Raw genomic sequence first — 20,880 nt, forward strand, 5'->3', positions numbered from 1 at the left:
TAAATAACCTCCTCACCTTTTGTAAACGCTATCATTATTGTAATTGATTAATCAGAAATCCGTGTTACTTGTGTAATGTTCGGCAGTGATGTCAATTCATTGATGACCGCTTCGTCTATCGGTTGATCGACCTCTATGGTCATCAATGCCATTTGTCCTTTTTCTTTCCGGGACACATCCATATGCCCGATGTTCAGTTGATGCTTAGCAATGACATTCGAGACAGAAGCAATCGCTCCGAATCGGTCATCATGAACTACAAGTATCGCCGGATGATGGCCTGAGAGTTTAAGTTCAAAGCCATTAAGTTCAATGATTTCAACTTTCCCTCCACCGATGGAAATACCGACAAGTTCGATTTCACCTTGATCATCTCCCATGTGGATCCGCGCTGTATTCGGATGATCCGTAATGGCATCTTCTTCTTGAAATTTAATCTTTATCCCTTTTTCCTTAGCTACATTGATCGATTCGATAATTCGTTCATCATATGTATCATAATCAAGGATACCGCCGACTATGGCTACGTCTGTTCCATGACCCTTGTAGGTTTTTGCAAACGATCCATAAAAGGATATCTTCGCCCATTTTGGTTCCCTTCGAAACAGGTTTCTTGCTAATCTTCCTATTCTTGCAGCACCTGCTGTATGAGAACTTGAAGGACCGATCATCACAGGACCGATAATATCAAATACACTTTTGTATTTCACGACTTTTCCCCCTTGCTTAACATCCTATTTATATTACCATTCTAACATAATTGAAGGGGACAAACTCCATTTAGAGCTGTCCCCTTCCTTTAATCCTTATTCAACTGAGAATATATAGGAGTAAAGTGGTTGTTTACCATTATGAACTTCCACTTCGACATCTTCATAGTGCTGTTCTACATACTCTCTGAGTGACTCAACATCCTCTTCGCTGACATCTTCACCGAATAGAATGGTTAAGATCTCCGAGTCAGCATCCAGCATTGTATCCAACAGGCTTTGAGCAGACTTTTGACGATCAGAATCCGAGATGACAATCTTGCCTTCTTCTATTCCCATAAAGTCATCTTTTGAAATCGATACACCATCGATGGACGTATCTCTCACAGCAAACGTGACTTGACCCGTTTTCACCTGTTTTGAAGCCTCGGTCATTAACTGTTTATTGTCTTCAACAGAAGCCGATGGATTAAAGGCAAGTAGTGCAGCCATTCCCTGCGGCACGGTCTTCGTAGGGACAACAGCCACTTCCATTTCAAGAACTTCAGCCGCTTGTTCGGCAGCCATGATGATATTCTTGTTATTCGGCATGATGATGACTTTCTTCGCCTTCACTTCTTCTACAGCTTTCACGATATCCTCCGTACTTGGATTCATCGTTTGACCGCCTTCGATCACAGAAGTTGCGCCGATGCTCTTAAATAATTCGGCAATCCCTTCACCCATTGATACAGTCACAATGGCAAAGTCGACTTCCTTGGCCGGAGTTTCCGCTACAGCAGGCTTGGATACTCCTACAATACTGCTGTGCTGCTGTCTCATGTTTTCAATTTTGATATTGATGAGACTTCCGTATTGATGTCCGTACGTCAATACATCCCCCGGCTGTTCCGAGTGGATATGTACTTTGGCTAACTCGTCGTCACTGATGACAAGCAGGGAATCACCGAACTTGCTTAAATCCTGACGAAAGTCTTCTTCTACAAACGATTGCTTGTCATTTTCAAATCGGACCATGAATTCTGTACAATATCCAAATTCAATATCCTCTGTACTCATGAAATCCTGTGCCGTCTTATGATGCTCTGCACTTACAAGATCATTCATGGATGGCAGTGACGCCTGATTCGAAACCTTTTCTCCTTTAAGCTCGGCAAGGAACCCTTCATAAACGCATAGGAGTCCTTGACCTCCACTATCGACTACTCCCACTTCCTTCAATACAGGAAGTAAATCAGGTGTACGATTCAATGAAGCCTGCGCCTCGTCGACAATTGCCTGCATAAGCTTCACGAAATCACTTTCAGTCTCGGCTACAGAAACACCTTTTCTCGCAGCGTCTTTCGCAACTGTTAGAATCGTTCCTTCCACAGGTTTCATAACCGCTTTATAAGCCGTTTCCACCCCTGTTTGAAGTGCATTGGCAAACTCTGCACTGGATAAGGATTCTTTCCCTTCAATCGCTTTACCAAAGCCTCTGAACAATTGGGATAAGATAACACCTGAGTTACCTCTTGCTCCCATCAATAACCCTTTTGAAAGGGCAGTAGCCACATTTCCAATATGATCTTGAATATGGTTTTGAACTTCCTTAGCACCGGAAGTCATTGATAAATTCATATTTGTTCCAGTATCACCATCAGGAACAGGAAAAACGTTCAGCGCGTCAACCAGCTGCGCGTTGGCAGATAATTGAGTGGCACCTTGTATCACCATTTGGGCAAAACGTTTTCCTTCCAAAGATGTAATCGACACGAATCTTCCTCCTCACTACGGGTTCGTCACACGAACCCCCTGCACAAAAATATTTACTGAATCTACCGCCAAGCCGACGGTCTTATCAAGAGTATATTTAACCTTGGATTGTACATTATGGGCAATCTCAGAAATTTTCGTACCATAACTCACAATAATATACATATCAATATGTACTTCCTCTTCATCTTGACGAACAATCACTCCGCGAGTGAAGTTTTCTTTACGTAAGATATCTGTGAAACCGTCTTTAATTTGGTTCTTTGAAGCCATTCCAACAATTCCGTAGCAATCCACCGCTGCACCTCCAGCAATCATTGCAATGACATCATTCGTAATATCAATTTGTCCGTACTGCGTTTTTAATTCGATGGACATGGAATGTTTTCCCCCTTTAATTACATGCTTGGCTAAAAACATTTTACTATAAGTATACTGTTTTTGAAAGCTAAACTATTATCACAAGCGTCATTTGTTGGGTTTCCCCTCTATTTTTTCCTTATTATTCAAAGATTAATCATTGGCTTATGTAAGTGAATCTGTCCATGGTAATAGTTGCTAATGAAAAAAGACGCCTGCATTAGGCGCCTTCCCATTTTAAGTATTATACGCGTTCTACTTTACCAGATTTCAACGCTCTTGCAGAAACCCATACTTTCTTAGGCTTACCGTCCACAAGAATTCGAACTTTTTGCAGGTTTGCACCCCAAGTACGCTTGTTCGCATTCATTGCGTGAGAGCGAGCGTTACCTGAGCTGGCTTTACGGCCTGTTACTACGCATTGTTTTGCCATAATATATTCCCTCCTCACTAACAAGAAGCTGAAGTTAATTTCAGTTTCACATTTCGCTTATTATCATAAAGATACTTTAATAATTTATCACACAACTTTCTATAATGCAATACTACAATTAAAACCTTTCAAGAAAAAATACTTTACACCCAGAAAAGCGGAGGCGGCTGGGGTAGGCCCGACAAGCATAAGGCGAGAACGCCGGAAAGGCGCTTTTTGCCTTTTTGGCGTTCTTGATTTATGACCTCGAGGGCCTAGCCGCCGGAGCTGGACATCACCGAAAAGCGAAGCGACTCGCCCTTCAAAAGGACGTGTACTTCTCGGTTGAAAGATCACATTAAGCACAGAGCTGATAAATAGACGGGAAAATTCCGCTTAATTCGAAATTACTGTTTAAAACTGCATAAATAGAAGGAAAAATTCCGCCTATTATCTTCAAAAAACAAATATATGGGTGATTTTTCTTACCTAAGCGGAATACCTCCCCTTATTAACCCTAAAATAAGTTTCATTCTGAAAGTAACCGGAAAATCTCCGCTTATTTTTGCCCGGCTCAAAAAAAGCCAATAGCCCCTTTTTCATCTCTAGATCAACCGCAAAAAAAAGAAGATGGCACCAACGCCATCCCCACCAAATCATTTATTCTTTTTTAAACGTTCCTAACATCGCCCTCACAAGTCCACCCAAGAATTTTGGTAATTTAATTGTATAAAAGCGCATTTAAAGTCCCTCCCCACAATCTAAAGAACGTAATGTTTCGCTTGACAACAGTTTAGTTTATTCAAGCAGTTTCAGTTAAGTACGTCTTCTTTTCTGCCTGGTCACTTGAAGCTTTAATCACTGCTTCTTATCACCATTAATATGCCATTTGAAAAGGAAAAAGTACCAGATGATTGTATAAGTTCATTACTAATACATAGTGTGGATCCTCTTGAAATATTCCGATTTTTTAATGGATATTTAAAGCCGGTGAGGGTGATCCCTTCGACATTTTCGGTGACGGGAACAAAGGAAATATACTGTAGTTCAGGGCTTTTTTCAACATTATGCTCCCCGGGTTCAGCAAGGGATAATCGATTTTGAACGTCGATCAGTTCCACCTTTATTTCGGCTTCTAAAAGTTTCGGAGTCATTAATAACTGCAGGTTACCCATGAAGTGATCAAGCCGTCCCCCGGTGGCACCGAAGATGGAAATTTTATCCGGATTTTGATCGATCGCCCAGTTCAAGGCAAGCTCCAGGTCCGTCTCGTCCTTTTCAGGCTGATAGCGATTGACTTCCCGGACTTTTTCCTGAATCAGTTCCCACTCTGCGGCGTTCACTGAATCAAAATCCCCAAATGCAATATAGGGTTCGATCTTTTGTTCCAATAATGTATAAACACCGCGATCTACGCCAACCCATTTGACTTCATCACTGCAATATTTGTTTAATTCCGGTATGTATCGATCCGGTCCGCCGGCAACGATGTTGATTTCCATATATTCCACTCCCATGTTATAAAAATAGGCTGACCCTTAAGGATCAGCCTTCGTCTCTTATACGAGAGATTTCTTCAATTCTTCAATTGCTGCCCCTCGGTCACTCTTATTATAGATGGCAGATCCAGCTACAAATACATCTGCACCCGCTTCAGCACATACTGCAGCCGTTTCAGGGTTGATGCCGCCATCCACTTCGATTTCGAGTGAAGGATTGACTTCATTTGCCCATTCACGGATCTGCTTGATTTTCGGTACGACTGACGGGATGAATGACTGCCCGCCGAAGCCCGGGTTCACAGTCATCAAGAGGACCATGTCAACATCCTGCAAAACAGGTCTGATCCAGTCTGCAGGAGTACCGGGATTCAGGACGACACCCGCTTTGACTCCTTTGCTTTTGATCATTTGGATCGTTCTATGCAAATGGGGATCCGCTTCTACATGTACGGTAATATAGTCCGCTCCCGCGTCAGCAAAAGCTTCGATGTATTGACTTGGATTTTCAATCATGAGATGTACGTCCAAAGGCAGCGTTGTTAGTGGACGGATCGCTTGGACGATCATTGGCCCGAGCGTAATATTCGGTACGAAGTGACCATCCATGACGTCTACATGGATATAGTCCGCTCCCCCTTTTTCAACATCTTTGATTTCATTGCCCAGCTCTGCAAAATTGGCAGAAAGAATGGATGGTGCGATTTTCATATTTAGTACCTCGGCTTTCTTTCTTTTATTTCTTTATGGAAAGTCAAATAGTGGTCGTAGCGGTAATCAGGGATCCTACCCGCTTCAACTGCGGATTTAACGGCACATTTCGGTTCATTGATATGAAGACAGCCCCTGAATTTACACTCTTCGGCTACCTCGACCATTTCCGGGAAACATCGCGGCAGTTCTTCTATCTCAAGCTCTGAAAACTCCAATGAACTGAATCCTGGTGTATCTGCGACCAGCCCATCCTTTATATCGATGAGTTCCACATGGCGGGTCGTATGTTTCCCCCGGCCCAAGTGGGAAGAAATCATGGCCGTCTTCAGTTCCAGTTCGGGATTCAGGGCATTTAGCAAGGAAGATTTCCCTACTCCCGACTGCCCGGCAAAAACGGAAATTTTATCTTTTAAGTAAGGTGTCAGTTCCTCCAGCCCATGCTCGGTTTTAGAAGAAGTCATCAGCACTTCATACCCAAATGAGCGGTAATCGGACACATATTGTTCGATCTTGTTTGCCTGGTCCGGGGAAAGGAGGTCCATCTTCGTCACGCAGATAAGCGGTTCAATTTCCTTGCTCTCCACCAACACAAGAAAACGATCCAGAAGCGCTGGACTGAAATCCGGTTCACTGGCTGAGAAGACCAGAATCGCCTGATCGACGTTTGCGATGGGCGGGCGTACCAATTCATTCTTCCGCTCTAGTACCTTCAGAATGTACCCATCCGTTTTGTTCTCTGCTTGAAATTCGACATAATCACCAACAAGGGGCGTAATTTTATTTTTTCGGAAATTGCCCCTGCCCCTGCATTGCGTCACACTGCCTTCTGAGAGCACATAGTAAAATCCACTCAATGCTTTTACGATTTTTCCTTCAGGCATTCGAAACCTCCTATTCAAAACGTTTATCTAAATAAATTCATTATCTTCATTATGTATCATTACCATTATAAATGAAAATAAGAGGACTGTCCCGTAGGTTCTTTAAAAACCCGGGTACAGCCCCTTGGCACGTGAATATTATTCTACTTTAGGTTACTCGACAGTACCTTTTTTATACTCTTCACCGTCGACTAAAATAAGATATTCCCCTTTGGTTCCTTCTTCTAAAGTGAAGGTCATCGTAATGGTCGTATCCTCATAAATGCCTTGAACTTGGTCAGGATCACTGTCGTCAAGATCACTGTCCTTATCGTCAATGAATATTTCCACAGATTGAGGCTTTCCTCCTTGTCCCTTATAAGGGATGGTTACGTCTTCGGTAACCTCCTTGGTCGGTACTTCCTTCGGCGGTTCAGGGCCCTTAGACATAATCACATAAACCGTATCCCCTTTTGTGATAGGAGTACTTCCTACCGGTTTATGGGAAATTACCTTACCATCTTCCACTTCTGATGAGAATTCTTCACTTTGCACAATAATATTTATCCCTTTTGATGCTTCATATTTATCGAGTGCAGTTTGATCGAACCCTACCAAGCTGTCCAAATCAAAGGATTCTCGGCCCTTACTGACCGTAAAAGTTATCGTCGTCTCCTCAGCCACGACTTCTTCCCCTGGAGATGGATCCTGATCCGTGATCGTTCCCTGTGCCTCGTCCTCATTAAACTCTTCTTCTTTCTCTACCGTGAATCCCTTTTCTTCCAAATCAGCAGACACTTCTTCAAAGTCCTTGTTGACATAGTCTCCGACTTCCACTTTTTCTTTACCTGTACTGACATAGATATCGACAGCCGATCCTTCATCCGCCATTCGGCCTGCTTTCGGATTGGTCTTGATCACATATCCTTCAGGAATATCTTCATCGGATACTTTCTTGGTTTCACCGACCACAAACCCAGCCGATATGATCGTCGAAATCGCTTCGGTTTGATCCATTTCAGCCACGTTCGGTACTTCTATCTCTTTCGGTCCCAGTAAACCTGGCACCATCGTGACAGCAGCGATTCCCAACAGAATCAATAAAAAGAATAAACCAATGATCACCATCGGCCACTTCTTCTTACTTTTTCCCTTTTGGGCATTTGTTTTATTTTTTTTCCCTTTTTTACCCTTCTTCCCCTCTTTCACTGGTGGGGAAGGCTTGGTTTGCACGTCGTCTGTCTGGTGATGGACGATCGTATCGTCTAAATTCGAGTACGCCTTTTGATCCGTGATGACAGGAATTGCTTTTGTCGCTTCATCATCCAGAGGAACGGCGAATTTAGGTTCATTCATGCGATCAGGATCAAGGGCTGTTGACAAGTCTTCATCCATTTCTTCAAGGCTCTCGTAGCGTCTGAAAGGATCCTTCGCCGTTGCCTTTAATACGATATTTTCCACACTTTGTGGAATGTCCGGGTTCCACCTCTTTAAGGAAGGTGTTTCCGACTGTAAATGCTTTAAAGCAATCGAGACAGCCGACTCTCCGGAGAAAGGTAATCTGCCCGTCAACAATTCGAACATGACGATCCCGAGGGAATAGATGTCCGATTTCTTTGTGGCCATCCCGCCTCTCGCCTGCTCAGGAGAAAGGTAGTGTACCGATCCGAGAACCGAGTTGGTCTGTGTGATCGACGTGGCACTAAGGGCCATTGCAATCCCGAAATCGGTTATCTTCACATTTCCTTCTTCATCAAGAAGGATATTATGAGGCTTGATGTCCCGGTGGACGATATGATTCTGATGAGCATGAGACATGGCGATTGTCAGTTGCTTCATGATATCGATCGCCTTGTCGACATTGACAGGCGAGTATTGCTGTATGTATTGCTTTAGCGTCATGCCATGAACATATTCCATGACGATATAATAGAGGTCATCCTCTTCCCCTACATCATAAATGCTCACAATATTAGGGTGGGCAAGACTAGTAGCAGATTGGGCTTCCCGTTGGAATCGCTTAATGAATTCCTCTTCATTGGCAAAGTCGATCCTGAGCATCTTAATGGCCACTTCACGATCTAGAATCACATCGTGAGCTAAATAGACGTTTGCCATTCCCCCTCCGCCAATGAGTTTAATAATTCTGTAACGCCCACTGATGCGCTTACCTTCCATCATGTTATCACCCGCTTTCCGTTTCAGCGGCAAACTCGACAATTACTACGGTTATATTATCTTCACCGCCATATTCATTGGCTAAATGAACGAGAGACTCCCCTTTATCTTCCAGGGAGTGGTCCTGGGCCAATACCTCTTTCATTTCTTTTTCAGAGACTTTATTCGAAAGACCATCAGAACATAGAAGAATGACATCTTCCTCTTCGAACATGATCGTTTTAATATCCATTGTAATCGAAGCTTCCGTACCGATCGCTCTTAAGATTACATTTTTTCTCGGATGATGCTCTGCATCTTCCTTTGAAATTTCACCACTCCTGACCAATTCATTCACAAGCGTATGATCTTCGGTCAGTTGATGAAATCCGTTTTCATTCAGGATATATCCTCTGCTGTCACCGATATTGACAATCGTTGCGAACAAAGAAGTACAAATGGCTCCGACGAGGGTCGTACCCATCCCTTCGCATTCGGAATTGGATTGAGAATAAGTATATACTTCTTTGTTTACTTCGTTAATAGTTGATTTTAACCAATTTTCTGCTTCATCAGCGGTGTGAAATTTCTCGGTTTTCTCCCATAAGTCCTTTAAGATGGAAATGGTAAGCTCACTGGCAACGTCCCCCGCTCTGTGGCCGCCCATCCCATCTGCTACAACAGCTAAATGATCTCCATGCTGATTCACGAATACACCGGCACTATCTTCATTCAGCTGCCGCACTTTCCCTTTGTCCGTAAAATAAACCGTCTTCACTTAGGTCACCTCTTCTCTTCTTCTGCACCTATTTCAAGTAGTTCCTTCTGCACATACTAAAAGGTCTGTTGTACTTTTACGACTTTTACAGCGGATTTTCCTGCTTTACTTTCAACATTTGATGAATACCCGACTCAATCCTTTTTGAGAAAGCACGAAATATAAAAGCCGTCGCCTCCGAAATCCTGCGGGAAAATTTGCATTTGGTTTCCGTCAATGAAAGGTCTCACCGCTTCCGGAAGGTTGTCGAGTGCATGAAACTCAAACTCAGGGTGATCACTCAGAAATGCCGAAACGGTTCCTTCGTTTTCATTACGATCCACCGTACATGTGCTATATACCAATAATCCATCTTTTTTCAGCAATGGTGCAACGGCTGAGAGGATATCGAGCTGGATTTTTTGAAGGGATAAAAGATCACTTTCTTTTTTCGCATATTTAATATCCGGTTTTCTTCTGAGTACGCCTAAACCCGAGCATGGTGCATCGACCAATATCCGATCGAAACTTCCCTTTTCAAATTTCCCTCCTGCATTCCTGCTGTCAAGGGCCTCGGTGTGTACGTTGGAAAGACCGAGTCGGGCAGCATTTTCGTCGATTAATTTGACTTTATGCTTATGAAGATCCAATGCATGGACTTCGCCGGTCCCTGAGAGTTTCTCGGCGATATGCGTCGTTTTCCCTCCAGGTGCTGCACACGCATCCAGCACTTTCATCCCTTTTTCCAGCTTTAAAGCATAAGAAACAAGCATGGAGCTTTCATCCTGTATCGTACATAACCCCTTTTGATATGCATCTGTTTTCGCAAGGTTCCCCCGTAGCGATTGGACCGCTTCCGGTACGATCGGACTTTCTTTCACTTCATTTCCGCTTTCCCCTAACATTTGCATAAGCTCTTCACGGCTGATCCTGGTTGTATTCACTCGGGCGGTTTGATTTGGAGCCATCAAGTTGGTTTCGCACATGTCTTTCGTCTTCTCTAAACCAAATTGTTCTGACCATCTCTTTACAAGCCAGTATGGATGACTCGTTTCGATGGCGACCCTTTCCACCGGATCCTTGATGGAATCAAGAGACGACAGGCCTTTTCTCTGTACAGATCGCAATACCCCATTGACCAATCCTGAAATTCCTTTATGTCCCCTTTTTTTGGCGATTTCTACCGCTTCATAGAATACGGCCCGATCCGGTATCCGGTCCAAGTAGACTAACTGATAAAGGGATAATCGTAACAATTGACGAACCCAATCGTCCAGCTTCCCTTTAATGAAAGGGGCCAGATAGAAATCCAGCGTCATTTTTCGTTGAATGGTCCCATATGTCAATTCCGTCAATAAACCGATATCCTTACTCGGCAGTTCATTTTTTTCAATCACGGAATGAAGCAGTAAATTGCTGTATGATTGATTTTTTTCCACTGCCTCGATGACATCGAGTGCTGCTTCCCGTACGGTTTTAGTTCGTTTACTCATTTTCTTCTCCTAACATCATGCCTGCTTTTAAATGTGTGCCGGCTCCGCGAAGGTAGTCCTTTGCACTCATCCTTTTCTTGCCGGAAGGTTGTAAATCGGTGATTTTGATCCCCGTTGAATTCCCGGTCGCAACAACGAAACCATCCTCTTCAATCCCAATGATTTTTCCGGGTGATGACGGGGGCACGCTTACTTTCTCTCCCCACCATACTTTCATGACAGAGCCGTCTAATGTGGTATACGCAACCGGCCACGGATGCAGTCCCCTGATATGGTTGTAGATTTCTTCCCCGTCTTTCGTCCAGTCTATCTTCTCTTGTTCACGCTTGATATTGCGTGCAAAGGTCGCTTCTGAATCATCCTGTTTAACAGGGGAGATTTCCCCTGCAAGTAATGGAGGGATGGTGTCGATCAGTAATGTGGCACCGGCAGCGCTCAGTTTGTCGTGAAGCGTACCCACATGATCACGCTCATCGATCTCCACTTCCACTTGGCTGATGATGTCACCCGCATCCAGCTTTTCCACCATATACATAATGGTGATGCCCGTTTTCTCTTTTCCCTGAAGAATGGAGTAATGGATTGGAGCGCCCCCTCGAAGTTCCGGAAGCAGGGAAGCATGAACATTGATGCATCCGTATTTAGGTGCCTCAAGCAAAGCGTTCGGGAGAATCTGTCCGAAAGCGGCCGTCACGATAAGATCCGGTTTTAACTCAAGCACTGGGTTTAATTCTTCTTCATTCTTTATCTTTTCCGGCTGGTAGACCGGGATGCCGTGCTTTTCAGCGGCCACTTTGACAGGTGGTGGCGTGAGGATCCTTTTTCTTCCGACAGGGCGGTCCGGTTGTGTCACCACCGCGATCACATCATATTTTTCATCTATCAGAGATTCGAGAACAGGAACCGAGAAATCAGGTGTTCCCATGAAAATCACTTTCGTCATTAAGCTTCATACCCTTCTAATTCTTCTTCTGTGATATATTTTTCCACTTTTGTTGTAAATAAAATGCCGTGCAGGTGATCGATTTCATGCTGGATGGCCCTGGCCAGAAAATCCTGGGCTTGAAATTCAACCATTCTTCCTTTACGGTCTTGTGTACGGACCCTGATCGAATATGGACGTGTCACTTCCCCGTATAGACCCGGGAAGCTCAGGCATCCTTCCAGGTCTGTTTGAGACCCTTCTGACTCGATGATTTCCGGGTTGATCAGTTCGATCGTTCCTGAGTCATCGCCGATGTCGACGATCGCTACCTGAAGGTCGATGCCGACTTGAGGGGCTGCAAGCCCGACTCCGTCCGCTTCGATCATGGTATCATACATATTTGCGAGTAATTTCTTTAACTTTTTATCAAAATCCGTTACCTTCTCGCATTCTTTTTCGAGAATGGCATCCGGATGCATGACGATTGGAAGTATTGCCATAACTGTCCTCCATTTTTCTATATGAATAGTGTTACATCATCATATAAGGGTTCACATCAATGGAGATGGTTAACCCTTGTGATGCATATTGCTGCTGAAATTGATCCAGTACTGTTTTTAACGTGCTGCCAAGATTTGGTTCACGCTTGTATTTTATCAAACATTGATAGCGATATCTATTCTTGATCCTGGGAATGGGCGATGCAACCGGCCCAAGGATGATTGTGGTATCGGATAGCTTTGAACGGACGAAAGCCGTCATTTTCTCTGAAATATCAACAACCTTCATTAGATCTTCATGACTTAATGTGATCAGTGTGATGTAGTAAAAAGGTGGATAGGAACCCATTTTCCTCATCATCATTTCCTGCTGGTAGAACCGATTATAATCATGATTGGATGCTAATTCGATCGAATAGTGCTCCGGTGTGTACGTTTGTATGACTACTTCCCCGGGCAGTGTGTGCCTGCCAGCCCTTCCACTTACTTGAGTCAATAATTGGAACGTCTTCTCTGCTGCCCTGAAATCCGGCAGATGGAGCATCGTATCGGCGCTGAGGACGCCGACCAGGGTGATATTCGGAAAGTCCAGACCCTTTGCGATCATTTGCGTACCAAGGAGGATATCTGCCCTGCCTTCCCCGAAAGCCGTTAACAGTTTTTCATGTGAGCCTTTCCGGGATGTGGTATCGACATCCATACGAATGATCCTTGCATCCGGGAGGAGCTTCGTCAATTCCTCCTCGACTTTCTGTGTACCGGTTCCAAAATACCGGATATGCTCACTCGTGCATTCAGGACAAGTGGAAGGAACTCCTTCTTCATAACCGCAATAATGGCATTTCATCCCGTTAGAAAATCTATGATAGGTCAAGGAGATGTCACAATTGGGACATTGCAGGACAAAGCCGCAATCTCTGCACATAATGAAGGATGAGTGGCCCCTGCGATTAAGAAAAAGGACAGTTTGCTCTCCCTTTTCAAGCCTGTCTTGAAGCTTTTCGAACAGGTTCGTTGAAAACATGGACCGGTTTCCCTTCCTGAGTTCCTCTCTCATATCCACGATATCGACGGATGGAAGCGGACCGTCATTCATCCGCTTATCAAGCGTCAATAGTCCGTAAACACCTTTTGAAGCCCGGGCGAAGGATTCAAGGGAAGGGGTCGCACTGCCTAAGATCACCGGGCATTGATGGAATTCCCCTCGATAGATCGCAACGTCCCGTGCGTGGTAACGAGGATTTTCCTCTTGCTTGTAACTGGTTTCATGCTCTTCATCGATAATGATGATCCCGATATTTTCAAAAGGGGCAAAAACGGCAGATCGGGCTCCGACCACCACTTTCACTTCCTTGCGTTGGATCTTTCTCCATTCATCATATTTTTCCCCGACTGATAATCCGCTGTGAAGGACGGCGACATCGTCACCAAACCTTCCCTTAAAGCGATGTACCATCTGAGGGGTAAGGGAAATCTCCGGAACAAGCACAATCGCCTCTTTCCCCTCTTCGAGTACCCGTTGGATGGACTGTAGATAAATCTCTGTTTTCCCGCTGCCCGTTACACCGTAAAGAAGGAATGTGTGATGCTTCTCTTGATCAATGGTGCTCAAAATGGGACCAATCGCCTGATCCTGCTGGGAAGTCAATGAAAGGGGGAATGTTTTCTCAAATGTCCTATTTTCAAAAGGATCGCGGTACATTTCCACGTTTTTCTCAACAAGGATCCCTTTTTGGACCAGTGACTTAACGGTACTTGAAGTCGTGGCCATCACTTCCGTCAAGGTGGATGCGAGTATCCCATCACCACCAGGAGCAGCATCCATCATATATTCGATGATTTGTTTTTGCTTACTGGCCTGGGGCGGCAAACCATCTTTCACTTCATCCACTTGATCGACTGGTATGTTCAGATAAAGCTTTCGTACGGTTTTCTTATTTCCTTTGGCTTTCACCCTGTAAATGACTTCAACAGAGCCTTTCTTTACCTCTTTATGTACGAGAGGGAGCATTCCGCTTTCTTCGATTGCTTTCCAGGAGACTTCTCTTCCGTTCTGAAAAAAACGCTGGAGGGAGAGATGAAGTTCACCCGGATTCCTGTCTTCTTCAAGTCGTAAGAATTTTTCATACTTCGCTTTCATGGCTGCGGGAAGCATCGCTTGGAAGGCTGAGATTTTAAAGCAGAGGGTTTTCTCAGTCAACCAGTTGCCCAGTGCGAGTAATTCTTTGTTCAGGACAGGAACGAGATCCATGGGCTCGACAATCGATTTAAGTTTCGAGACTTCCCCTTTTTCCTTTAATTCAATGACAAAGCCTTGGATTTTCCTCGGACCAAAAGGCACCACGACCCGCATACCGGGAACGATGCTGCCCTTCCATTCATCCGGGATACTGTAATCATACGTTCGATCTGTCTGCATGGCAGGAACGTCGACAATGACGCTAGCTACGTTCATGTGATGAACCCTTCTTCATGTGCCGGATGGCTTCTTTATAGATTTCTTTGGCTACTTCTACCTTTGATAATAAAGGCAGCTCGCGAGTGTCTCCTCCACTCGTGACAATCGATACTTTGTTTGTATCTGTCCCAAACCCGGATCCCGTTTCTTTCACATTATTTGCGACGATCATATCTGCCCGCTTTTTTACAAGCTTCGCTTTAGCGTACTCTTCGACGTTCGTCGTCTCGGCAGCAAATCCGATGAGGTATTGGTGTGTCTTCCTTTCACCAATGCTCATTAATATATCCTTTGTACGCTCAAGTTCAATTACTAGATTTCCATCTTTTTTCTTTAACTTATCTTCAAATATTTCTTTAGGGCGGTAATCGGCAACGGCCGCACTCTTAACGACGATATCTGCAGATGGAAATACTTCATGCACCCTATGATACATTTCTTCAGCAGTCGTCACGGAGACAAATTCAACACCCGCTGGAGTCGGTAATCCGGAAGGTCCGGAGATCAATACTACTTCCGCTCCAAGGGAAACGGCCGCTTCCGCAAGGGCATACCCCATCTTCCCGGTTGAACGATTGGAGAAGAAACGCACAGGGTCCACCATCTCCCTCGTCGGACCAGCTGTGATCACTACTTTTTTCCCTTCAAGCAGATTCCTTTCACTGTCACGCTCCCGGAAAAAACGATCCACAAGCTCCACTACTTTCTCTGGTTCTTCCAATCTTCCTTTACCGATATACCCACAAGCTAAATACCCTTCGCTTGGTTCGACAAATTGATAACCAAACCCAAAGAGGGTTTCGATATTGCGTTTTACCGCTGGATGATCATACATATGTACATTCATGGCCGGGGCGATCCATACTTGTGCCGTCGTTGCAAGAATCGTCGTTGAAATCATGTCATCTGCAATCCCGTTTGCAAGCTTCCCGATCATGTTTGCCGTTGCAGGTGCGACCAGTACGAGGTCAGCCCAATCCGCCAAGTCGATATGAGCAATTTTTGATGAATCTTTTTCATCAAAGGTGTCCCAATACACATCTTGACGGGATAATGCCTGAAACGTAAGCGGAGCCACAAATTTCATTGCCGACTCCGTCATGATCACCTTCACTTCAGCACCGCCTTGAACCAATTTGCTTGTCAAGGCTGCCGCTTTATATACAGCTATTCCACCAGATACACATAATAGTATTCTTTTCCCCTGCATCATTCTACTTTCCCCCATTACTCTTTATCCTTCTTATATTATGAAGGATATTGATAGAAAAAGAAAATAGGGTTGTCCCGAAAGATGATGAAATCTTCCGAGTCAACCCCTGGAGTTATTCAATAAGATCCATCAGTTTATTCATCAGAATAAACTGCTTTGGCATCTCTTTCTTTCATAGATAATTGACCGGCATGAATTTCTTCAAGGGCCTTACCTACGAATTTATGAGAATCATATCGGTTCAGACGGTAATCCCCCGTGTCTTGCAGGTTTCTTGCGCGCTTAGCCGCGATACTGACTAACGAATATTTAGAATCAATCTTCTTCATTAATGAATCAATGGATGGGTTTAACATTTATTCAGCCTCCAGCATATTTAAGTATCGTTGTTGCACTCGTTCCCGTTTGCAATGTTCTGCCTGAACGATGGATTTAATCTTATCTACCGCATGTTCAATCTGATCATTTTCAACAATATAATCGTATAAATTCATCATTTCGATTTCTTTTCTCGCGGTATTCATTCTGCCCCTGATCAAATCGTCTGTCTCAGTGCCTCTTGTAACGAGGCGGTTCTGAAGTTCAGAAAGACTGGGGGGTGCCAGAAAAATAAATAAACCTTCGGGAAATTTATCTCTGACCTGTTGTGCACCTTGTACTTCGATTTCAAGAAAGACATCTCTTCCTGCATCCAGGGTTTCCCTGACATAATCTACTGGGGTTCCATAATAGTTACCTACAAACTCTGCATACTCCAACAGTTTCCCCTGTTCGATCAACACTTCGAAATCCTCTCTTGATTTAAAGAAATAGTCTACACCATCCACTTCTCCTTCACGGGGTTTCCGTGTAGTCATGGAGATGGAATATTCAAATCTTGTATCTTCCTGGGAAAAAATCGCTTTACGAACTGTTCCTTTCCCTACACCTGATGGTCCGGAAAGAACGATCAGCAATCCTTTTTCTTTCATTTATTTACCCTGCCCTTCTTCTACTAAATCCTCTTTATCTGTCAAACGATGAGCAACGGTTTCGGGTTGAACAGCTGAAAGAATAACGTGATCGCTATCCGTAATGATGACCGCTCTTGTTCTTCTTCCGTATGTAGCATCAACGAGTGTTCCCCTGTCTCTTGCATCTTGTATCAAGCGTTTGATCGGGGCTGATTCCGGACTTACGATTGAAATGATCCGGTTGGCTGAAACGATATTTCCAAATCCTATATTGATGAGCTTGATCGACATAACGCTCCTCCTAATCAATAGTTTAGTTTCGCCTGAATAATAGGAAACTAAACTTCTTATTCTACATTTTGCACTTGTTCCCTCAGCTTCTCAAGTGTTGATTTCAGTTCCACAACAATGGTTGCTATGAGGGAATCATTTGCTTTCGAACCAATCGTATTCACTTCCCTGTTCATTTCCTGGATCATGAAATCCAGTTTCCTGCCTACAGGACCACAATCGATTAATGTGGAGTGAAAGTACTGAATATGACTTTTAAGTCTTGTCAATTCTTCCGTTATGTCAGACTTATCGGCAAAGATGGCCACTTCCGTAAGCAAACGGCTTTCATCGAAAGATGTTTCGTTGTATTCGGCAATCCTTTTTCTTAATCGTTCTCTATATTGATTGACCACTTCCGGAGAATGACTGGACAGTTCAATGATATTCTTTTCAAACTGATTAAGATGAATGAGAAAATCTTTCTTGAGAAGTTCCCCTTCTTTCTCCCGCATCTTTCTTAGGTCCAGCGCTGCTTCATCCACAGCTTTTAATATCAGATTCTCAAGCTCTTCATTTTCTTCTTCCATTTCTTCAATCATGATGAATTCTTCTCTGTTCAAGAGATGGGATAATTGCACTTCATCTTTCAAAGAAAAGGTTTCTTTCACTTTATTTACTAACTGATAATAATCTTGAATGAGCTTCCAGTCAATATGAAGATTTTTATGCACAAGGCCGTCCCCTGTGATGGTAATGAAAATATCAACTTTCCCTCTTTTAACAATTTGGGATACCTGTTTCTTGATTTTATCCTCTAGCTTCATTAATTGTCGCGGCATTCTTATGTAACATTCACTGAATCTGTGATTCACGGATTTCATTTCAACCGTTACAGTATGTTGTTCAGAGTCTGATTTGCTTCTTCCAAAGCCTGTCATACTGACAACCATTACGATCACATCCAATCCTTTGACGGTATTCGTATGTAAGAGAACCGATTTCACTTTCATCTCGTGCTGATATATTGTGAAGGGAAGCATTCACTTATGAACAACATATCCTTTTATATAAAAAAGGTAATAGAGGATTTTCTCTATTACCTTTTGGATTATACCACATTTCACTGTTTTTTTCTTGCAAAAAATGACCCTGCCAGTAAAAAGGTTGGAACGGAGCTTAAACCAATGATCAAGAGCCAATCCTTAAATACGATCGGTACTGTATGGAAGATCGGTTGCAGGGAAGGGACATAGATGACCAGGAGCATCAATATGAGTGAAGATAATACGGCAAAAACGAGATACATGTTCCCGAACGGATTCCTTGAAAACACCGATACTTCACTTCGGCAGTCGAACACATGGATCAGCTGAGCCATGACCAGAGTAGCGAAGGCGACGGTTTGGGCATACGCAAGGTGATCCGGATGAGTCTTATACGACAGCATGAACGCAAGGAGCGTCGCCCCGCCGATCAAGAATCCCCTGGAGACGACTTTCCACCCGAGCCCCCTTGCAAATACACCTTCCTTTGGATGTCTCGGTTTCCTTCTCATGACATCATCTTCCGGCTTATCAAGACCAAGTGCCATGGCAGGGAGACCATCAGTCACCAGGTTCACCCATAGGATCTGAATCGGTACCAATGGAAGCGGTAGGGCAAGAATCATGGCAAATAACATGACGAGAATTTCACCGACGTTCGAAGCTAACAGATATCGAATGAACTTGCGGATATTTTCATAGATGTTCCTCCCTTCCTGAATGGCTGACTTAATTGTAGCGAAGTTATCATCCAACAGGACTAACGAGGAAGATTCCTTGGATACGTCAGTGCCAGTAATGCCCATGGCGACTCCAATATCCGAGGATTTTATGGCAGGGGCATCGTTGACCCCATCCCCTGTCATCGCCACGACATGTCCCCTGTTTTGCAGGGCTTTGACGATTTTCAGCTTATGCTCGGGTGAAACCCGTGCAAACACCGATACTTCATCCACTATTTCTTCCAGTTCATGCACTTCCATCAGGTTTAATTCTTTTCCTTCGATGACGCGGTCCTTATTTTTCAAGATGCCCAGCTGCTTGGCAATGGCTTTCGCCGTCAGAACATGGTCCCCGGTGATCATGACCGTCTTGATCCCCGCCGCACGACACTCTTTCACGGCCTGCTTAACCTCGGGTCTCGGGGGATCGATCATCCCTTGTAAACCGATGAAGGTCACCCCTTCTTCCACGTCTTGTTCCACCAGCGTTTCGACAGCCCGATCCTTGATCGGTTTATACGCAATCGCAATGTTTCGTAAAGCGTTTGATGACATCTCACTGATGGCACCTTCTACTTTTTCGGTGATTTCATGTGATTTTGGTTGAAGTCTTCCCTCCCACAGTATCGATTCGCTTTTCCCGACCAATACGTCAGGAGCACCTTTCGTCACGGAAAAGTGCTTCCCATTCTGGTCGACCACGATGATACTCATCATCTTCCTTGTGGAATCAAAAGGAAACTCTTTGACAATCGTGAATTTCTTCTGCAATGATTCCCTGGAAAGCCCGGCCTTTAAACCTGCTACAAGAAGAGCCCCTTCAGTGGGATCTCCATCGACGATAAAAGTTTTTTCACGGGTTACAAGTTCTGCATGATTGCAGAGCATCCCGAAAGTCAACAGTTGCTGCAGAGCATTCTCACTGTGAGGCGTCACCCTTTTTTCCCCGGTATAAAATTGTCCATCCGGTTCATAGCCGGTGCCAGTGACGGTCCACGTCCTTCCACCACTCCACAGATGTGTGACCGTCATCTTGTTCTGGGTCAAGGTTCCGGTTTTATCAGAACAAATCACTGATGCACAGCCCAATGTTTCCACAGCGGGCAGCTTTCGGACGATGGCTTTCTTCTTGATCATCCTTTGAACACCAAGGGAAAGGGCAACCGTTACAATGGCAGGTAACCCTTCAGGTATGGCTGCTACGGCCAGTGAAACCCCGGCTAAGAACATAGTATACATATCATGGCCCTGGATCACGCCGATTCCTACCACCAATCCCGTCAGCACAAGAGCAACCGTAATGAGGATCTTCCCTAACTCTTCCAGTCTTCTTTGAAGAGGGGTCGTTATGGTTTCTGCGTTTTGGATCATATCGGCAATTTGCCCCATTGCCGTTTTCATACCAATCGATGTCACAACACCAATTCCATTTCCCCTCGTGACCATCGTCCCCATGAATGCCATGTTTTCCAAGTCTCCGAGACTCATATTTTCTCCATTTACAGGGTTTGTGGATTTAGTGACGGGTAAAGACTCCCCGGTCAGGGCGGATTCCTCTATTTCAAGATTATTCGCTTCAATGAGCCGTACGTCCGCTCCGATCCGGTCCCCGCTTGCAAACCGGATGACATCTCCAATGATGACATCCTTGGAAACGATCTTCACCCACTTGCCGTCCCTTAAAACCGAAACCTGGGGTGCAGAAAGCTCCTTTAAAGCCTGAAGCGACCTCTCCGCTTTCCGCTCCTGGAAAAAACCTAAAAAGCCGTTAATGAACACAATGGCAATAATGGCGATGGCATCGATGTATTCACCAAGTAAACCTGAAATGAGCGTGGCTGCCAATAACACGAGAACCATAAAGTCCTTGAACTGACTAAAAAACAATAATAAAGCTGACTGCTTCTCAGCTTCTTCTAATTGATTGTACCCAAATTGTTTCCGTCTGATTGCTACCTCTTCTGTTGAAAGCCCTTCTTGATAATTGGTATTTAATGACTGCTCTATGTCCTCTTGTCTCATCTCATGAAATTTCATGCAACCATGTCACTCTCCTCCTACGATACGAAAAGTTGT

The 20,880-nt window shown here is 44.3% G+C and carries 20 protein-coding genes; all 20 read right to left on the reverse strand.

The features are described 5' to 3' along the window. Positions 1–47: 47 nt before the first annotated feature. Positions 48–710: an L-serine ammonia-lyase, iron-sulfur-dependent subunit beta gene (gene sdaAB / locus AM506_RS00600; protein ID WP_060669800.1), complete on the reverse strand. Its 663-nt coding sequence runs from the start codon at positions 708–710 to the stop codon at positions 48–50. Between the two features lie 96 nt (positions 711–806). Continuing rightward, positions 807–2,465, reverse strand: a complete 1,659-nt coding sequence (locus AM506_RS00605; RefSeq protein ID WP_060669802.1) for a DAK2 domain-containing protein — start codon at positions 2,463–2,465, stop codon at positions 807–809. 15 nt (positions 2,466–2,480) lie between these two features. Then, positions 2,481–2,843 (reverse strand): Asp23/Gls24 family envelope stress response protein, encoded by a 363-nt coding sequence (locus AM506_RS00610; RefSeq protein WP_034755738.1) that lies wholly within the window; start codon positions 2,841–2,843, stop codon positions 2,481–2,483. Between the two features lie 226 nt (positions 2,844–3,069). Beyond that, entirely contained in the window at positions 3,070–3,258 is a 189-nt protein-coding gene (gene rpmB, locus AM506_RS00615) for a 50S ribosomal protein L28 (protein WP_034755741.1), read from the reverse strand. A gap of 639 nt (positions 3,259–3,897) precedes the next feature. Beyond that, a complete protein-coding gene (gene spoVM / locus AM506_RS00620) occupies positions 3,898–3,978 on the reverse strand; it encodes a stage V sporulation protein SpoVM (protein ID WP_032088878.1) in 81 nt (26 codons plus the stop codon). Between the two features lie 113 nt (positions 3,979–4,091). After that, a complete protein-coding gene (locus tag AM506_RS00625; RefSeq protein ID WP_060669804.1) occupies positions 4,092–4,739 on the reverse strand; it encodes a thiamine diphosphokinase in 648 nt (215 codons plus the stop codon). 57 nt (positions 4,740–4,796) lie between these two features. Next, a complete protein-coding gene (gene rpe / locus AM506_RS00630; protein ID WP_060669806.1) occupies positions 4,797–5,447 on the reverse strand; it encodes a ribulose-phosphate 3-epimerase in 651 nt (216 codons plus the stop codon). Between the two features lie 2 nt (positions 5,448–5,449). After that, a complete protein-coding gene (gene rsgA / locus AM506_RS00635) occupies positions 5,450–6,331 on the reverse strand; it encodes a ribosome small subunit-dependent GTPase A (protein WP_060669808.1) in 882 nt (293 codons plus the stop codon). Positions 6,332–6,484: 153 nt separating this feature from the next. Then, positions 6,485–8,491, reverse strand: a complete 2,007-nt coding sequence (gene pknB, locus AM506_RS00640) for a Stk1 family PASTA domain-containing Ser/Thr kinase (RefSeq protein ID WP_060669810.1) — start codon at positions 8,489–8,491, stop codon at positions 6,485–6,487. Positions 8,492–8,495: 4 nt separating this feature from the next. Next, complete coding sequence (locus AM506_RS00645; protein WP_060669812.1) at positions 8,496–9,245, reverse strand: Stp1/IreP family PP2C-type Ser/Thr phosphatase; 750 nt, start codon at positions 9,243–9,245, stop codon at positions 8,496–8,498. A gap of 134 nt (positions 9,246–9,379) precedes the next feature. Further along, positions 9,380–10,717 carry a 16S rRNA (cytosine(967)-C(5))-methyltransferase RsmB gene (gene rsmB, locus AM506_RS00650; protein WP_060669814.1) on the reverse strand — a complete coding sequence of 446 codons (1,338 nt, stop codon included), beginning with the start codon at positions 10,715–10,717 and terminating at the stop codon, positions 9,380–9,382. Then, positions 10,710–11,660 (reverse strand): methionyl-tRNA formyltransferase, encoded by a 951-nt coding sequence (gene fmt, locus AM506_RS00655; RefSeq protein ID WP_060669816.1) that lies wholly within the window; start codon positions 11,658–11,660, stop codon positions 10,710–10,712. The genes rsmB and fmt overlap by 8 nt, the downstream gene beginning before the upstream one ends. Then, complete coding sequence (def, locus tag AM506_RS00660; RefSeq protein WP_060669818.1) at positions 11,660–12,142, reverse strand: peptide deformylase; 483 nt, start codon at positions 12,140–12,142, stop codon at positions 11,660–11,662. The genes fmt and def overlap by 1 nt, the downstream gene beginning before the upstream one ends. A gap of 31 nt (positions 12,143–12,173) precedes the next feature. Next, entirely contained in the window at positions 12,174–14,597 is a 2,424-nt protein-coding gene (gene priA / locus AM506_RS00665) for a primosomal protein N' (RefSeq protein WP_060669820.1), read from the reverse strand. Then, positions 14,584–15,813 carry a bifunctional phosphopantothenoylcysteine decarboxylase/phosphopantothenate--cysteine ligase CoaBC gene (gene coaBC / locus AM506_RS00670; RefSeq protein ID WP_060669822.1) on the reverse strand — a complete coding sequence of 410 codons (1,230 nt, stop codon included), beginning with the start codon at positions 15,811–15,813 and terminating at the stop codon, positions 14,584–14,586. Before coaBC ends, priA begins: the two co-directional genes overlap by 14 nt. A 134-nt stretch (positions 15,814–15,947) precedes the next feature. Then, on the reverse strand, positions 15,948–16,169 hold the full coding sequence (gene rpoZ / locus AM506_RS00675) for a DNA-directed RNA polymerase subunit omega (RefSeq protein ID WP_034755771.1): 222 nt from the start codon (positions 16,167–16,169) through the stop codon (positions 15,948–15,950). Beyond that, positions 16,170–16,784, reverse strand: coding sequence for a guanylate kinase (gene gmk, locus AM506_RS00680; RefSeq protein ID WP_034755774.1), 615 nt, complete (start codon positions 16,782–16,784; stop codon positions 16,170–16,172). Then, positions 16,785–17,057 (reverse strand): extracellular matrix/biofilm regulator RemA, encoded by a 273-nt coding sequence (gene remA / locus AM506_RS00685; RefSeq protein ID WP_034755776.1) that lies wholly within the window; start codon positions 17,055–17,057, stop codon positions 16,785–16,787. A 56-nt stretch (positions 17,058–17,113) separates the two neighbouring features. After that, entirely contained in the window at positions 17,114–17,989 is an 876-nt protein-coding gene (locus tag AM506_RS00690) for a YicC/YloC family endoribonuclease (RefSeq protein WP_060670665.1), read from the reverse strand. 170 nt (positions 17,990–18,159) lie between these two features. Continuing rightward, the gene (locus AM506_RS00695) at positions 18,160–20,841 is read right to left on the reverse strand and encodes a cation-translocating P-type ATPase (protein WP_060669824.1); all 2,682 of its coding nucleotides are present in this window, start codon (positions 20,839–20,841) and stop codon (positions 18,160–18,162) included. Positions 20,842–20,880: the final 39 nt, after the last annotated feature.

This window comes from Rossellomorea vietnamensis (assembly GCF_001305855.1).
Taxonomy (GTDB): domain Bacteria; phylum Bacillota; class Bacilli; order Bacillales; family Bacillaceae_B; genus Rossellomorea; species Rossellomorea vietnamensis_A.

Bases quoted from the DNA above. Each gene is read 5' to 3' on its own strand.
- rpmB (WP_034755741.1), bottom strand. From the start codon at position 3,258: ATGGCAAAACAATGCGTAGTAACAGGCCGTAAAGCCAGCTCAGGTAAC.
- rpoZ (WP_034755771.1), bottom strand. From the start codon at position 16,169: ATGTTAAACCCATCCATTGATTCATTAATGAAGAAGATTGATTCTAAA.
- rsmB (WP_060669814.1), bottom strand. From the start codon at position 10,717: ATGAGTAAACGAACTAAAACCGTACGGGAAGCAGCACTCGATGTCATC.
- fmt (WP_060669816.1), bottom strand. From the start codon at position 11,660: ATGACGAAAGTGATTTTCATGGGAACACCTGATTTCTCGGTTCCTGTT.
- pknB (WP_060669810.1), bottom strand. From the start codon at position 8,491: ATGATGGAAGGTAAGCGCATCAGTGGGCGTTACAGAATTATTAAACTC.
- spoVM (WP_032088878.1), bottom strand. From the start codon at position 3,978: ATGCGCTTTTATACAATTAAATTACCAAAATTCTTGGGTGGACTTGTG.
- coaBC (WP_060669822.1), bottom strand. From the start codon at position 15,813: ATGATGCAGGGGAAAAGAATACTATTATGTGTATCTGGTGGAATAGCT.
- rsgA (WP_060669808.1), bottom strand. From the start codon at position 6,331: ATGCCTGAAGGAAAAATCGTAAAAGCATTGAGTGGATTTTACTATGTG.
- priA (WP_060669820.1), bottom strand. From the start codon at position 14,597: ATGAACGTAGCTAGCGTCATTGTCGACGTTCCTGCCATGCAGACAGAT.
- remA (WP_034755776.1), bottom strand. From the start codon at position 17,057: ATGTCGATCAAGCTCATCAATATAGGATTTGGAAATATCGTTTCAGCC.
- AM506_RS00690 (WP_060670665.1), bottom strand. From the start codon at position 17,989: ATGGTTGTCAGTATGACAGGCTTTGGAAGAAGCAAATCAGACTCTGAA.
- AM506_RS00625 (WP_060669804.1), bottom strand. From the start codon at position 4,739: ATGGAAATCAACATCGTTGCCGGCGGACCGGATCGATACATACCGGAA.
- rpe (WP_060669806.1), bottom strand. From the start codon at position 5,447: ATGAAAATCGCACCATCCATTCTTTCTGCCAATTTTGCAGAGCTGGGC.
- gmk (WP_034755774.1), bottom strand. From the start codon at position 16,784: ATGAAAGAAAAAGGATTGCTGATCGTTCTTTCCGGACCATCAGGTGTA.
- AM506_RS00695 (WP_060669824.1), bottom strand. From the start codon at position 20,841: ATGAAATTTCATGAGATGAGACAAGAGGACATAGAGCAGTCATTAAAT.
- AM506_RS00610 (WP_034755738.1), bottom strand. From the start codon at position 2,843: ATGTCCATCGAATTAAAAACGCAGTACGGACAAATTGATATTACGAAT.
- def (WP_060669818.1), bottom strand. From the start codon at position 12,142: ATGGCAATACTTCCAATCGTCATGCATCCGGATGCCATTCTCGAAAAA.